The 14,294-nt window shown below is 64.4% G+C and carries 12 protein-coding genes; 1 reads left to right on the forward strand and 11 read right to left on the reverse strand.

Features of this window, described 5'->3' with window-relative positions; translation table 11 throughout:
* Nucleotides 1-9: 9 nt before the first annotated feature.
* The 4 genes from QAZ22_RS27305 to QAZ22_RS27320 all read right to left on the reverse strand — a co-directional run bounded on the left by QAZ22_RS27305 (nucleotide 10) and on the right by QAZ22_RS27320 (nucleotide 3,595).
* Nucleotides 10-1,095: a sulfotransferase gene (locus QAZ22_RS27305; protein WP_278203891.1), complete on the reverse strand. Its 1,086-nt coding sequence runs from the start codon at nucleotides 1,093-1,095 to the stop codon at nucleotides 10-12.
* Between the two features lie 35 nt (nucleotides 1,096-1,130).
* Nucleotides 1,131-1,835, reverse strand: a complete 705-nt coding sequence (locus QAZ22_RS27310) for a hypothetical protein (protein WP_278203892.1) — start codon at nucleotides 1,833-1,835, stop codon at nucleotides 1,131-1,133.
* 24 nt (nucleotides 1,836-1,859) lie between these two features.
* Nucleotides 1,860-2,129, reverse strand: coding sequence for a hypothetical protein (locus QAZ22_RS27315; RefSeq protein ID WP_278203894.1), 270 nt, complete (start codon nucleotides 2,127-2,129; stop codon nucleotides 1,860-1,862).
* Between the two features lie 425 nt (nucleotides 2,130-2,554).
* Nucleotides 2,555-3,595, reverse strand: a complete 1,041-nt coding sequence (locus QAZ22_RS27320; protein WP_278203895.1) for a DUF4185 domain-containing protein — start codon at nucleotides 3,593-3,595, stop codon at nucleotides 2,555-2,557.
* A 424-nt stretch (nucleotides 3,596-4,019) separates the two neighbouring features.
* Here QAZ22_RS27320 and QAZ22_RS27325 point away from each other — a divergent pair, with 424 nt between their 5' ends.
* Nucleotides 4,020-5,246 carry a hypothetical protein gene (locus tag QAZ22_RS27325; RefSeq protein WP_278203897.1) on the forward strand — a complete coding sequence of 409 codons (1,227 nt, stop codon included), beginning with the start codon at nucleotides 4,020-4,022 and terminating at the stop codon, nucleotides 5,244-5,246.
* Between the two features lie 61 nt (nucleotides 5,247-5,307).
* On the opposite strand, the gene QAZ22_RS27330 is transcribed toward QAZ22_RS27325, so the two are convergent.
* The 7 genes from QAZ22_RS27330 to QAZ22_RS27360 form a co-directional block, all read right to left on the reverse strand.
* Nucleotides 5,308-5,781, reverse strand: coding sequence for a DUF4189 domain-containing protein (locus tag QAZ22_RS27330; protein ID WP_278203898.1), 474 nt, complete (start codon nucleotides 5,779-5,781; stop codon nucleotides 5,308-5,310).
* 51 nt (nucleotides 5,782-5,832) lie between these two features.
* Complete coding sequence (locus QAZ22_RS27335; RefSeq protein WP_278203900.1) at nucleotides 5,833-6,543, reverse strand: hypothetical protein; 711 nt, start codon at nucleotides 6,541-6,543, stop codon at nucleotides 5,833-5,835.
* Between the two features lie 45 nt (nucleotides 6,544-6,588).
* Nucleotides 6,589-7,164: an invasion associated locus B family protein gene (locus QAZ22_RS27340; RefSeq protein WP_278203901.1), complete on the reverse strand. Its 576-nt coding sequence runs from the start codon at nucleotides 7,162-7,164 to the stop codon at nucleotides 6,589-6,591.
* A 64-nt stretch (nucleotides 7,165-7,228) separates the two neighbouring features.
* Nucleotides 7,229-10,999: a YadA-like family protein gene (locus QAZ22_RS27345; RefSeq protein ID WP_347566927.1), complete on the reverse strand. Its 3,771-nt coding sequence runs from the start codon at nucleotides 10,997-10,999 to the stop codon at nucleotides 7,229-7,231.
* Nucleotides 10,996-11,451 carry a hypothetical protein gene (locus QAZ22_RS27350; protein WP_278203905.1) on the reverse strand — a complete coding sequence of 152 codons (456 nt, stop codon included), beginning with the start codon at nucleotides 11,449-11,451 and terminating at the stop codon, nucleotides 10,996-10,998. The genes QAZ22_RS27345 and QAZ22_RS27350 overlap by 4 nt, the downstream gene beginning before the upstream one ends.
* Nucleotides 11,452-11,647: 196 nt before the next feature.
* Nucleotides 11,648-12,238: an AraC family transcriptional regulator gene (locus QAZ22_RS27355; RefSeq protein WP_278203906.1), complete on the reverse strand. Its 591-nt coding sequence runs from the start codon at nucleotides 12,236-12,238 to the stop codon at nucleotides 11,648-11,650.
* Between the two features lie 292 nt (nucleotides 12,239-12,530).
* Nucleotides 12,531-14,054 (reverse strand): helicase HerA-like C-terminal domain-containing protein, encoded by a 1,524-nt coding sequence (locus tag QAZ22_RS27360; RefSeq protein WP_278203907.1) that lies wholly within the window; start codon nucleotides 14,052-14,054, stop codon nucleotides 12,531-12,533.
* Nucleotides 14,055-14,294 lie beyond the last annotated feature (240 nt).

Below are 14,294 nucleotides of genomic sequence, written 5' to 3' on the forward strand. Positions count from 1 at the left end.
GCCTTTGGTTCACCCATATCCGAACCGGCCGGCCACCGCCGCCGTGCGGCTGCGGATCTCGCTGCGCTCGGCATGCGTGAACGATGGCTCGTAATAGGCCGGGAAGCTGATGGTAGCTTGCGCCGCCTGCCTGAGCCCGCGGTCGTCAAGCTCGCAGTGGTCGAGCATTGTCGAGACCGCTCCGCCGGGATCGCTGCAAAGATCCTCGTAACGGACGACGAGCATGCTACCGGCGATCGCCGGATCATCCAGCATCGCCGCCACATATCCGTAGACCGAGGCCCAATAGGTCGCCCATCCGGCAACGTCCTCGCCGCTTTTCCAGAGCCTGACGATCTCGCCGGCGATCGTGCCATCGACATTGATCGGCACGCGGTTCAAGCCGAACTCGAAATGTCCGCTGCGCCGCATGTGGCTGAGGACACGGCCGTCCCTGCTCTCCGCCTCGGAAAAGAGCCTGTGCTGCTTCATCAGCGATGCGATGTGCCATGTCGGATCGCGGACGGGTACGATGAAGCGCGCGTCTGGAAACAGTTTCCTCAGATAGCGCAAGCGCGTGACATTGTAGTTGCCCTTGGCGAGATAACGACTGGCATTGCGCAGCAGGAGCAGCTTGCGGATATGATCCCGGTAGAAGGCTTCGAAGCAGGGATGGCGCGCGGCTTCGTCCAGGACCGCATTCGTCGACGGATCGTGCAGGTCCGGGAAGAATGCCATCCAGACGATCTCCTCGAAGGCCTCCGGGCTCTCCGGCGTCACCTTGATGCGGTCGCGATGCGCACGCTCGGCCGCAACCTGCTCGGTGCGCCCGGCGCGGTCGACGAACCAGTTCCATGCCATGGGGGCAGGCACCAGGGGAAAGTCGCGATAGCGATGACTGGCCGTGTCGGGATGGCTTGCAAGCAATTCGAGCAGGATGGTGCTGCCCGAGCGGGCAAGGCCGGCAATGTAGATGGGCCGGCTCACGCTGGTATGATCGAGCTGCTCGGCAAGCAGCCGCGTTTCCCAGTTTCCCACCCTGATCCAAAAACGCGGAAAGCGTTCCAGCAGCCGCCCGATCGCGTCCGTCCACGTATCGACCTCCAGGCCAGCCACCCCGCCACGACTTTTCGTTGAGCGTCTGGTCCCGATCATGCGATGCCGCGCACGCTCTTGAGCATCAGGGCAACGAGGATCGTCGCGACGAAGAAGATGCCTTCCCAGCCGCGCAGCCAGGCGGGACCGACGCCAAGAACCTGCTGCCGCGGCAGCCCAAGGTCGATCCTGTCGAACGGCAAGTCGTCCGGCAGATAGCCGGCGGGGTTGCCGACCAGCACGTTCCACCAGCGCCATTTCTGGATGACCGACACCGCCTGCGTCACCGGCACGTCGGCGACTGCCGCGCCTGCCCGGTCGATGATCCGCGCGTGCGGCACGCCATCGCCTGCGTTCACCCAGCGTCCCTCGAAGTCGTTGGACACGGTGATGCCAACCGGGGCGTCGGGCGGCGGGTAGACGTCGCCGTAGCGGCTGTCGAGCCAGACGGCAACCAGGAGCAAGGGCAGCGACGCGGCGATGGTTGCCGGAAACACCAGCGCCACGCGCCGCAGCGCCAACGTCAGCATCCGGCGAAGAAGGGGCCAGGCTTCCTGGAACTCGCCCTCGAAATCGGCAACGCTCTGCTGCGCCCGCGCATATGCCAGCTTGATCTCCGCAATGCGCTTTTGCGGCGAAAGGAGCCGGTAGAGCTCCATGCCGAGAAAGGCCCCGAGCGCCGCCCAAAGCACCAGCTTGGCCGATGACGGCAGGAAGGGCGTCAGCCAGTTGTCCAGCGCCGAGAGGACTGGCGATGGCATGTCCAGGAGACCCATCGGACTGCCTCAGCGGCCGATTTCGTCGCGTGAGCCGTCACTTTCGGTCCGGCCGGCACGCCTTTCAGTGGGCTTCATCCCGCGCGACGCACGCCGACGCCTCAACGCCTTGCGGAACGGCCAAGCTATGATGAATGAAAGAGCCGTGGCCAGAGCGGCGACGAGCGCCCAGAGAGCGCCCAGCAGGCCCAGACCCGCTCCCGGTCCGACATAGGCGAAAGCGGCTGTCGGAACGGTCAGCGCCAACATGAAGCAGATCGAGGCGATGAGCCTCCGCATATCGTGGCCTCCTCATCTCAGGATGGCTTCGACCAAGGAGAACGCGCAGCGACGGTTCATCCGTCCACGCAGATGTCTCCTGGATCGTTCACAGCGATCCTCGCTGCCCCCACAGCCCAAGAGCTTGACGATCCGGCACGGACAACAAGCGACGACAAGTGAATGCCGCGCAGCACGGTCCGGTTCCGGTTTTACATCTAGTGCCCGGTCGCCGGCCTGCCACCCAAGCCTGGGCAGGCCTGGTAGTTCGGTCGGAAAAGCAATCGATTTCAATAAGTTGATACGATCTGCCGCCGGGATCGACAGCACAGGCAGCCGGTCCTAACGCATTCGTGAACCGGACAGATCCGCTCCCAGCTATGCCTAAGAACGGGCGCCCACCCAGGCGGACCTGCCGGCTGATCCACCTGGGAGGAGCCAGCCGATCATTTCGAGCTGACCGGTGTCACCGCAGCGCCAAGCGGCGCGACCGGATCGTCGGCGGAGACGACCGCCGGGGCGGCCGGCTCGAGCCTCGTATGCATCAGGAAGACGTTATAAGGGCCCCACTGGGACATCGTGTAGTAGAGATCGCCATCGATCTCGGTCCCCGGCACGATGTAGGGCGCGTAGAGACCCGGATATTGATCCGCGGTCACCACCGCCTGGGCGTCGCTCCAGGGGCCAGTCAGCGCGGGGGCGGTGCGCAGCACCACCGCTCGCCGGTTTTCATCGAGATACATCATCAGCCAACGGTGATGGGGCTCGCTCCACGCCACGGAGAGCTCACCCACCGGCGCTGGCACGACCAGGGCCGCGGATTTGGCATCGGTATCCCACTTCGTGCCATCCCAGTACTCATAGGCATCGGGCGTCAGGATGCGCTCACGCGCGACCCGGCGCAGCCGCACCCCGCCGAAGCGCCCTTCAGGTATGCCGAAGCTGTAGAGAAAGCCGTCCGCCATGACGAAGGCAACCTGCTCGAAACCGCAGGCCTCGCGCCATGTCGCCCCGGCCGGCTTCGCCCATGTCTGTCCGTCGTCATCGGAATAGGCGAGGCCCGAATGGCCGACCGTCCAATTGCCGCCCGTCAAGCCCCAATGCCTGACCGACATGTAGTGGAGATAGATGCGCCCGCCCACGGAGATGCCCTGGGTCGGGATGACGGTCTTCTCATCACCGTCGATCTTGCGCGAGCGGATCAGTTCTTTGGCCGCGCCGTCCGGGCCGGTAACCATGGATTCGAACGGAAAGCCGTGGCGCGGATCCGGGTCGGCAATGCGGGCCATGACGTTGCTGCGCCAATTGCTGCCGCCAAAGCCGCCTGCCCCGAAAGTATCGCCAAAGACCATGTAGAGCCGGTCGCGATGCCAGAACATGTGACCAAGGTCGGTCCCGTAGACGCCCCAGCGCGCAGCCGTGTCGTTCCGGGAATTCTTGCCGGTGACCTGATTCAGCATCTCGGTGCCAAGCACGCGCAAAGGCATGACGTCCCCTTTGGCCGAACCGACTGCAGCGGGAGCTTTCGAAGCCTCTTCCGGCGACGTAGCCGGCGGCTGAATCGGCGCGGCAGACGCCGCTAGCGTGGAGCCACGCGGGTCAGTTGGAGGAAGATTTAATAAAATGCCCAGACACGACAGATTCAAGAAAACGAGCCAAAAAACCCGCCCCACGCAACGCCCCTTTGTTAGTCACAACCCAAGTCGGACTGTTACGTATTGTGATCAGATGGCGGAATTGCGACAGCGCCGCATGAATGCGCCGCAAAGCTGAATTCCGAGCGATCCTGTAATTAACCTATTGATTATCTTATGATATTTTTTCCACAGGCAGACATGGGCCGCCTCTCCCTCACAGAATGCGACTCTTGGTCCAGATGAGTGATTGAACCCACCCTCCCGATAGGGGTTGGTGAAAATCGGGCTGATTTCTGTGGCGGGCCGAACAATCGACAAAACCCCGGAGGTGCCCGTGGTCCTGGCAGTCTCAACAAATGCGTCGATGGGCACCAGTACCCGCGTCATGCGGCTGGCGTGGTTCGTGGCGTTGCTGTGCTACGCGGTCCTGCTCACCACGTTCCACTATGCCTCGACGACCGTCTGGTGGATCGCCAGCCCGGCTCTAATGGCCGACTTCATCGCGGCGGCGCCATTTCAAGGCCGGGTGCTGCTGCCGCTCATCGTCCACGCTATCATGCGCGTCACGCCCTGGTTCGACGTCGACCTCCTGTTCGCCGCGGCCGAAGTCGCCGCCTGGATGCTGCTGGTCGTCGTGGCGCGTAAAGCGCTTCGGGTGTTCCGCATCGAGACATCGGATCTCGTCAGCGGGATTCTGGCGCTGACGATCACGGTTCCGGTCGCGCTGCATCTGATCGTGCCCGACCTGGAGGTCCACTCGGTATTGGGGCTCGACAGCGGCGTTCTCGAATTGGGAAAATGGCAGACGGTGCCGTTCTTCCGCTATGTCTACGACCTGCCGGCGGCTGTCTTCACGCTGGCGCTCGTGCTCTGTCTCGCACGCTTCGTCCAGACACCCGGAACGGGCTGGTTGACGACCTATCTCGGTCTGTTCGCGCTTGCCACCGTGAACCGCGAGACCACAATGTTCTTGCTGCCGGCCTTCCTTGCCGTGTGTTGGGGAGTGCTCGACCGCCGCACGATTGCGACGGCGATGGCGGCGCAGGTGATCATTTTCGTCGTGATCCAGGCTGCCATCAGATGGTTCTTTCCGGGGCTGCCCAATCCCTATGCCAACATCCCGGGGACCAGCTACGAGATCCATCTGACGGACAATCTCTGGCTGTTCACCAATCCCCTCTATCTGTTGACCTATCTCGCCCGCTTCGGCGCCGGCCTTTACCTGCCCGTCCTGCTGCTGCACCGCTACCTCGACCCGGTGCTGAAACGGACACTGCTGTGGTTCGGCATACCGTTTCTCGTATCCACCGTGCTTTTCGGGCGTCTGGTGGAGCATCGGGTGGTCATCGAAATCGTGCCTTTGCTGTGGCTGGCTGCCGTCCAGGCAATCAGCGCCTGGAGCACGGATCAGGCGCGGCAGTCCCAGACCCATGGGCGGGAACCGTTGCCTTTAGAGGCTCGGCGCGGCCCTGAAAGCGCAAAGCTCCTCGTCGGCGATTGAGACGACGGGCGGCGGCTCGGGTAGCCGGGCCCGACCGTTTCACACTTTTCCTGCTCCCGCGTCAGGTGCAGACCCACTCGCGGATCTTGCACTCCTTCTTCTCGCCTCCGCACTGCGCCGTGGCCCTGTCCTCGGCCTCGCGGCGGGTCGTGGCCGACGCGGCGCCCCAGAATGGGGTTGCCGCGCCGCGGCTCTTGCCGACGGAGAGGGCCGCACAGTGTTCGTAGGGAAAGCCGGTGCCGTCGTCATCGTCCCAGTGGCGATGGTTGCGGAACACCTCGACGACCCTGCAGCCGGCACCATCGGCGTTCTCGCAATGCTTGATCGCGATGTCCTCCGCCTCGTCGCGCTTATCGGCGCCCCAGAAGAAGCCGTGCCGGCCGTCGCCCGGCGAATAGGCGATCGCCCCCCAGATGCCCTTTTCCTCGCTTGTCTGCGCCGGTTCCGGCGCCACCAGGTCCGCGGCGTGGCTCGCAATCGTAAACCCGGCGAGCGCGGCAAGCAGCGGCAATGAGAGGCGGCGATTGATCAGCATTCTCGTGCTCCATGTTGCAGCTATTCAGCAATCCACCGCGGTTCCCGACCCCTATCCGCCCATCCGCGCGACGGAGACGACGATGCAGGTATTTCCGGTCGGGACCAGCAGGGCCTGGCCACCATCGTTGGCCAGGTTGAAAAGCACCGTGTTCGAAAGATTGTCCGTCGCAACGCTGCCCTTCGGCAGGGTTTGTGCGACTTCCTGGCAGGATTTCTGGAACGGGGCGATCCGCACGAAGCCGCCTTCGCAGGTCTGGCCGACAGGCGAGGCAAAGACGACGCCGGCGGCTTGCGTCTTGTAGTCAGGCAAGTCGTAGCTCATGCCGGCGACCGCCTGCAGAGCATGGGTGTCCGGCGAGGATTTGTCCCATTGCGTTTGGACCGCATAGGTCGATCCCGCGGTGAGAGCCTGGCCGAGCGTGGCGAAAAGGTTGGCGCAGGTGCGGACGCCTGCCTGGGTCACATGCGCCTGAAACGGATTCTTGTTCGCAGAGGCATCCGCCGGCGCGGGCTTGGTTTCCGCGGGTTTGGCTTCTGCTGGCTTACCTTGGGCGGCGGGCGCCTGCGCTTGCGCCGAGGCCGTGCCCGCGACGAGCGTGCCTAGCGCGGGGAAGAAACGGAACGACAGGATGACCGCCACCGCGACGAGGACAGCGAACGCGCCGAGCAGCGCGGTGTTTCGCAGCAGCCGCCAGACCGACGAACGCCTCGGCGGCAGGCTGGCCGACGGGTCTTGCGGAGCTGCCGGCTGAGGTCGCATCAGAATTCTTTCCTCGATGGATTGGCGTGTCATTTGCAAGTCTTTCTATTTGATGGCCGACAGCGCGGTCTTGAGCCCCTTGAAAGGGGCGTCGAGGCTGACCGCCGCGCCCGACGGCAGGGAGTAAGTAACCTGGACGGTGGTCTCCTTGCCGATCTGCTCGCGAAGCACGGGACCCACCGGGAGATAGCCGACGCAGACCGACGCGTCGCAGGCCTGCATTTCAACATCGACCGGCTGTTTGCGGCCGGCAATTCCAAGCGAGAGCTTGCTTCCCGCGCCGGCCTGGCTGGGGGTCCGCAATATCAGGAAAGGCTTGCCCTTCTCGTCGGCCGCAAGCGACCAGCTGAAGACCAGCGCCTGGCTCTGGTCGATGAAGGACTGGCTGATGTTGCACACTTTCTTCCTGGCCTGCAGGTTCTCGTCGCAGATCAGCGTCCAGTTCTCGAACGGACGCGTGGTCCGCTGATATTGGCCAAGCTTCACGTTCGCGGGCACCGCGACTTCCGAAGGCTTTATCCGATAGGCAGACGGGACTGCCTCCTGCCCGGCCGCGCGCGGGCCGGACAGGAGCAGGCAGGTCAAGGACATCGCTATGGCAGAGACCGCGTACCTGGTCATGAACGGACTGCTTGTTTGCGCATGATCTTTCCGCAAACCGCTACACACTTTGCGGGATCATGCTCTAGTTGATGGTAAAGCTGACGCCCGCGCCGACACCCCAGTGGCCGCCCGCCGTTGTGCCGGACACGTTGGCCCGGGCGCGCCCGTCCTCGCTGGTGTAGCCGGCGCCGAACGCGACGGCTCCCTCGCCGCGCCAGTAACCGCCGCCTGCCGCCACGCTGAGCTTGCCTGGACGGTCGTCATAGCGCAGCGAAGCGGCCGCCAGGCCGATCGCGGCCGCCTGGCGCGCCTCGCCTCGAGCCTCGCCCATGTCCATGTTGAGCTGGCTGAGCTTGGAGTCGGTATAGGCATTTGCCTGCTGGAGCGTCGTGGCCGCCACCTGGTTGGTGTAGGTCTTGGAGTCCGTCAGGTTGAGCGCCAGCTGGTCGGTGAGCTGCTTGACGTTGACCGCGTCGGTGTCGGCGGTACCGGCGCCGACATTGTGGATGACGACGGGCGCATTCACGTCGCCGCCGACGAGCGTCAGCGAGTTCGACTTGGTGCCGTCCGGGTTCTTGTCATATTGGACGGAGAACTCGGTCAGATTGCCGACGCTTCCCTGCACAGCTTCGACAGCCTGGTTGGTCGCATAGAGCTGGCTGCCGTTGATGGCGTCGGTGGAGGAGGCACTGATGCGGCCAGCGGCCACATTGGTGACGGTGCGCTCGTTGCCGACGCTGCCGACGCTCACCGTGCTGGTCGGCGTGGTGCCGGCGAAGGTGTAGGCGACGCCGTTGATCGTGGTTCCGGTGGTGGCGACCGCGGCCGCCGTCGTCGAGCCCGCGCCGAGCGCGACGCTGCCCGGCTCGTTGGCCGTGGCGCCGGCGCCGAGGGCTACGGCCTGGGCGCCGTTGGTGGTCGCGTTGGTGCCGAGCGCGACACTGTCGGCCTGGTTGACGGTGGAGTTCTGGCCGATCGCGATACCGCCAGGCGCGGTCTGCTGGACGATGGCGCCGTTGCCCATGCCGATGCCGTTGTCGCCGTTGACGGTGGTGCGCGGGCCGATCGCCACCGAATCGGTGCCGACCGCCAGCGAGTCCGAGGCGGTCGAGTTGGCGTGGAAGTACATGGTCCCCGTCACCGCGAAGGAGCTCAGCGCGCCCTTCAACTGGCGAAGCGTGACCGCGTCCTGGTCCAGCGTGCCGTCGGCCACGTTGGTGATCTGGCGATAGGATGTCGAGTTACCCACCGAGACGGCGCCAAGCAGGGTCAGGTCCGTGGTGTTGTAGGGAATGAGGCCGGTGCCGGAGAGGATCGATCCCGATGCGGGCGCGATCGCACGATCCGAGACCGAACCGGCGCCGAGCGCCACTCCGCCGAGAATCGTGGCCTGGGTGCCTCGGCCGAGCGCCAGCGAATCGCCGGCGGAAGCCGTCGCTTGGTAGCCGAGCGCGGAAGAGCCCACCCCTTGCGCGAAGGCGTCGGTGACCGGCAGCGTGGTGTCGTTCGTACGCACGTAGCGGATGCCGTCGCCATTGGCGTCGGTGTAGGCCGTCGAGGTGTCGCCGGCAAAGTTGTTGATCGTATTCCCGAGAGTGGTGATGTCGGCGGTGTTGGTCGCGATATCAGTCGTGTTCTGCGTCACCTGCTGGTTGGTGGCGAAGAGCTGCGAGCCGTTGACGGCATCGGTCGAGGAGCCGTTCAGCTGTCCGGCCGCGACGTTCTGGATCTGGCGCTCCGCGCCGACCGCGCCGACCGAGAAGGCGCCGGCCGGCGTAGTTCCGGCGAAGGTGTAGTTCACGCCGCCGATCGTCGTGCCGCCGACCGCGGTCGTGGTGCCGGACACGGCGTTCAGGCCAATTGCCACGTCGCCGGCATTGTTGGCGACCGCATTCGGGCCGATCGCCACCGAATCCGCTCCCAGCGCCTGGGAATCGGCGAGCGTCGAATTGGCATGGAAATACTTGATGCCGCCGCCGGTGTTGATGTTGGTGACGGTGCTCGCGAGGCTGTCGACGGCCTGATTGGTCGCGAAGAGCTGCGAGCCGTTGACCGCGTCGGTCGAGGAACCGCTGATCCGCCCCGCCGCAAGATTGGTGAGCGTGCGTTCGGCGCCGGGCGCGCCGATGCTCACCGTCGAGGTCGGAGTGGTGCCCTGGAAGGCGTAGGTGGTGCCGTTGATCACCGCACTGGGCGTGCCGACCGCTACGGCGGTCACTGAACCGGAGCCCAGCGCGACATCGCCGGAGCTCGCCGTGGCGAGCGCACCGTCGCCCAGGGCGACATTGCCGGCGAGACCGGCGGCCCCAGCAGTGGATCCGTTACCCAGCGCCACCGAGCCTTGCCCGATCGCCTTGTTGTTGTTGCCGATCGCGACCGCGCCGGCGGCCTGGTTGGCGGCGGTGGCGCTCGCCGTGCCGTCGCTGTTGGCAATATTGTTGGCGCCGCCGGTGAAGGCGCCGGTGCCGCTGGCATAGCTCGGATCGCCGATGGCGACCGCACCGTCGCCGAAGGCTTCGTTGCCGGCACCGATGGCGACCGCCTTGCCGCCGTCGGCCACCGCGCCCGTGCCAATGGCGACGGAATCGGCAGTGATCGCGCTGGCGGCGGTGCCCATGGCGACCGCGTTTACGTCCTGTGCCACCGCGCCCGCTCCAAGTGCTGTCGAGCTTGCCCCTGTCGAGACGGCCGTCGTGCCGATGGCGATGGAATCGTCACCGCCGGCAGTGGACGAACGGCCGCCTGCGAACGCACGGGCGCCGGTGGCTTTGGAGGTGGAACCAAGCGAAGTGGAGTACGTTCCGCTGGCCGTGGCACCCAACCCCAGCGCACTTGCGTTCGCGGCGGTCGCCGCGGCGTTGTTGCCAAGCGCTGTGGTCGAGACGTCCGTGGCCTGGGCCCCCGAACCTGCCGCAACCGAGCCCACTCCACTCGACACGGCCGCATTGCCCAAGGCAACCGCGAAGTTGGCCGACGCATTGGCATTGGGGCCGAACGCCGCTGAGCTTGCCCCAGCCGCGGTGGAACTTGTTCCAATTGCAGTGGCAAACTGGGCCGATGCCACGCTCTGGCGTCCTATCGCGGTGGCGTCGGCCACCGATGCGGTCACATCTGTGCCGATGGCGATGGCGCTCTGCGCGAGAGCGCCCGATGTTAGGACGGTGCGCGACCCAAGATAGAGGGAGTTCAACGCGGTCGCCTTCGCCTGGAAGCCGAGCGCGACGGCATTCTGGCTGCTGGCGATAGTGCTTGTGCCCTGAGCGACGGAATCCAACCCGCTTGAGGATGACCCAGATCCCATCGCTATTGCGCGCAGTCCGCTCGCAGCGGAATTGAAGCCGATGGCGGACGACCCATCACCAGTCGCGTTAGTAAGAGCACCAAGAGCAGACGCATTCACCCCGGTCGCTGATGCTCCCGGTCCGATCGCGGAGGCATTCACGCCCTGGGCCTGCGCATCGGTCCCCAACGCAACCGAATTGTTCCCGTTGGAAATTGATCGGCAGCCTATAGCCGTGCCTCCTGTCGGCGCTCCGACGGTGGCCGTATATCCTGTGCAACCGATCGCGATGCCGTTGGCACCACTCGCGGTTCCAGCGCCCGCTGTATAGTTACCGCCTGGAACAACTTGGCCAAATGCCTGAGGCGCAACAATCAGCCCCAAGGCGCCGAAAATAGCCCCAATCGCGCCGATACTCCGATCTTTACGACGCATCCCAAGAACGCGCGACGACATCCGAAGCGCAGCCATAAGACGGCGTCGGAGCGAGCGACTATCGGCCGCGCCGGAGACCCAGTTTCCAGCGAAGCGGTCCGATCCGCGCCGGATGATTCGTTCTTGCCTGAAGTTCATTGCGAGAATGCCTCCTTTGGTGGGTCGCGTTCGATCACGGCAGGTTCCGCCGACCCTGCCGCCGATGCGTGTCTGCTCGAAAATGGGATGACGACATCGGCGCCGCGCGCGAGCAGCGCGTGGCCCTGCTTTTCACCGATCGCCTCGACGCGATCGAGCGTGTTTTCAAGCCAGGCGTCGCCCGCCTCGGGCACCGCCCAGAGCGCCGCCGCGACCCGCTCGTCCGGAATCAGCCGGCCGAGATAGGATCGCACCGCCGCCAGATGGACGGCAGGCGCATCGCCCGCGTGGACGACCGCAGTGAGGCCGTAGAGATAGTGGGCCAGCAGCATGTCCTGCTTGGCCAGGGGCACGCCATTGCCATAGCGTTTCTCGAGCGTCCTCGAGGCCGACTCCAGCCAGTAGCCGATTTCCTCGGAAAGGCTGCGACCGATGGCCGTATCGTCGCTCATGTCCCCTCAGCCAGCTCAGAATCCGGAAATAGCCGGACTTGCTGGAGAAAGACATGTTTTCGGAAACTCGTATTTCAACAAATTGCTGTTTAGTTGAAAATATACAGCAGATATTCGGGAGGTTAATGCAAGATTACTTTAGTTATACCTTTTATAAGCCGAAGCATAAATAAACTTGCAATAAATTAGCATTGCCTTACTCGCTGGCCTGCGATCGACCCTGCCGTGCTCGTACCTGCCGCGGGGTCGTGTTGCGATATTTCTTCATCGTGGTGGTGAAGTGGCTCTGGCTCGAGAAGCCGCTCAAATCGGCAATGTCCGTGATCGACATGCGCCTGTCGACAAGCAGCTTTTCGGCAAAGTCCAGGCGAAGGCCAAGGACATACTGGTGCGGCGGCACCCCGAAGGTCTTGGAAAAGGCGCGGACGAAATGGTAGGGGGAGAGGCCGCAGACCGCCGCCATCTCCGCCAGCGATAGCTTGCGCGAAAAATTCTGGTTCAGAAATTCCTGTACCTGACGGGCGCGATTGACCGACAGCCCGCCTTTCGCGTTCAGCAACGGACGTCTCTCAGCGGTGATTTCCAAAAACCGCGCCGGCAGATCATCGGCGCGCCGCGGTTCGGCCTCCCGATGTTCAGCCTCCGGTAGTACTGGCTCAACCTGAAAGGGTGCTTTCGGTTCCCTAGGCAAGACAATTTCGTGATCGTGCATGGATGGCGGCACCATCGAACTCGCCCCGACGGCAGATATGCCAAGAGCCATGATTTGGAGCCTTCGGTATTTCATGAAATTGCGGTTCCGCCGGAAAAAACTTCCCTCGCGAAAACTTTAAATACTGGCGATGTGATCTGGTTGTCGCGGGGTAAGATTTGATCGTCGTTAGGTAACGAGGACAGCTTCCGACACGGTGCGGTCCCGTGACAGATTCACGGCGAGCGGGTCCCCGCCCGACATCGGAGGCTTTGCGGATGTGATTCGCACCGCACTGCATTCGGCTCAGGCAGCGGAAGTAAAAAGGTCCTGCGGTTGGCGACGGTCTGATCCGGCGAGTTATGGTAACGGTCGGTCACCGCCCTCGCTACCGCCCCCTGGCCAGGCTGCCCAGGATGCCGCGCACGATGGCGCGGCCGACGGAGGAGCCTACCGAACGCACCACCGACTTGATGGCGGCTTCGGCCACCGTCTGGCGGTTGGAGGACCGCCGGCCGCTTGTTCCCAAAACGTCGTCGAAGCCTGGAATGGTCCAGCGCGAGCCGCCGCTGTTCTGCTGCTGCGCCTGCGCCTCGGCGTCCTGCGCCTCCCTGGTCTTCTTCTGCAGTATCTCGAAGGCCGATTCGCGATCGACCACCTGGTCGTACTGGCCGGCGACCGGGCTCTCGGCGATGATCTTGCGGCGCTCGTCGGGCGCGATCGGTCCGAGCCGCGAGGACGGCGGCCGGATCAGCGTGCGCTGGACCATGGCAGGGACGCCCTTGTCTTCCAGCATCGAGACCAGCGCCTCGCCGGTGGCGAGCTGGGTGATGGCGGTGGCGCAGTCGAAATCGGGGTTGGGCCGGAAGGTATCGGCCGCCGTCCGCACCGCCTGCTGCTCGCGCGGCGTATAGGCGCGCAGCGCGTGCTGGACGCGGTTGCCGAGCTGGGCCAGAACCTTTTCCGGGATATCCAGCGGGTTCTGGGTGACGAAATAGACGCCGACGCCCTTGGAGCGGATCAGCCGCACCACCTGCTCGACGCGGTCGACCAGCACCTTCGGCGCATCCTCGAACAACAGATGCGCCTCGTCGAAGAAGAAGACCAGCTTCGGCCGATCGAGGTCACCGACTTCCGGCAATTCCTCGAACAGCTCCGACATCAGCCAGAGCAGGAAGGTGGCGTAGAGCCTGGGGTTCATCATCAGCCTGTCGGCGGCCAGAACGCTGACCGCGCCGCGGCCGTCGCGGGTGGTGCGCATGAGATCGGCGATGCGCAGCGCCGGCTCGCCGAAGAAGTTCGCGGCGCCTTGGCTTTCCAGGACCAGGAGCGTGCGCTGGATGGCGCCGACGGACGGTTTCGTGACATTGCCGTAGCGGGCGCTGAGCTCGTCGGCGCGCTCGGCGATGTTGGCAAGCAGGGACTGCAGGTCCTTGAGGTCGAGCAGCAGCAGGCCCTCCTCGTCGGCGATGCGGAAGGCGATGTTCATGACGCCTTCCTGCGCTTCCGTGAGGTTCATCAGCCGCGACATGAGCAGCGGCCCCATTTCCGAGATGGTGGCGCGGATCGGATGGCCCTGCTCGCCGAACAGGTCCCAGAAGATGACAGGGAATTCCTGGAACTGGTACGGATCGAGCTTCACCTCTCCGGCACGCTTGACCAGGAAATCCTTGGCCTCGCCCATCATGGCGATGCCGGACAGATCGCCCTTGATGTCGGCGCAAAAGACCGGCACGCCGGCGTTGGAAAAACCCTCGGCCAGGACCTGCAGGCTGACCGTCTTGCCGGTGCCGGTGGCACCGGTGATCAGCCCGTGGCGGTTGCCGTAGCGCAGCAGCAGCTCCTCGGCACGCTGATAGGAATCGTCGGGCTTGCGGCTGGCGCCGATGAAGATGCTGGTGTCGTCAGCCATATGTCGGTCTCCGCAATCTGTTCCGTCAAAAAAACGCCCGGCCTCATCGGAGGTATAGTAACGCTGTGGCCGTGCGACAATGCCAATCATTGAAACGGTGCCGTCGGCGGAATTCGATCTTTTGAAGCTTGCGGATTTTGAGCATGTTTGGCAATCGGTTAGCGGCTGCCGGGGCAACCGCGACGGATGTCGCATTGTGATATCCGGCCGAGGACCTTAAAGCGCGTCGCGATCTTTCAG

Origin of the sequence: Mesorhizobium sp. WSM4906, assembly GCF_029674625.1 — a bacterium.
In the GTDB taxonomy this organism is placed as follows: Bacteria; Pseudomonadota; Alphaproteobacteria; order Rhizobiales; family Rhizobiaceae; genus Mesorhizobium.

What these genes read in the sequence shown, in the direction of transcription:
- QAZ22_RS27360 (WP_278203907.1), bottom strand. Translation starts at nt 14,054, where the DNA reads ATGGCTGACGACACCAGCATCTTCATCGGCGCCAGCCGCAAGCCCGAC.
- QAZ22_RS27310 (WP_278203892.1), bottom strand. Translation starts at nt 1,835, where the DNA reads ATGCCATCGCCAGTCCTCTCGGCGCTGGACAACTGGCTGACGCCCTTC.
- QAZ22_RS27350 (WP_278203905.1), bottom strand. Translation starts at nt 11,451, where the DNA reads ATGAGCGACGATACGGCCATCGGTCGCAGCCTTTCCGAGGAAATCGGC.
- QAZ22_RS27340 (WP_278203901.1), bottom strand. Translation starts at nt 7,164, where the DNA reads ATGACCAGGTACGCGGTCTCTGCCATAGCGATGTCCTTGACCTGCCTG.
- QAZ22_RS27345 (WP_347566927.1), bottom strand. Translation starts at nt 10,999, where the DNA reads ATGAACTTCAGGCAAGAACGAATCATCCGGCGCGGATCGGACCGCTTC.
- QAZ22_RS27315 (WP_278203894.1), bottom strand. Translation starts at nt 2,129, where the DNA reads ATGCGGAGGCTCATCGCCTCGATCTGCTTCATGTTGGCGCTGACCGTT.
- QAZ22_RS27330 (WP_278203898.1), bottom strand. Translation starts at nt 5,781, where the DNA reads ATGCTGATCAATCGCCGCCTCTCATTGCCGCTGCTTGCCGCGCTCGCC.
- QAZ22_RS27320 (WP_278203895.1), bottom strand. Translation starts at nt 3,595, where the DNA reads ATGCCTTTGCGCGTGCTTGGCACCGAGATGCTGAATCAGGTCACCGGC.
- QAZ22_RS27335 (WP_278203900.1), bottom strand. Translation starts at nt 6,543, where the DNA reads ATGCGACCTCAGCCGGCAGCTCCGCAAGACCCGTCGGCCAGCCTGCCG.
- QAZ22_RS27355 (WP_278203906.1), bottom strand. Translation starts at nt 12,238, where the DNA reads ATGAAATACCGAAGGCTCCAAATCATGGCTCTTGGCATATCTGCCGTC.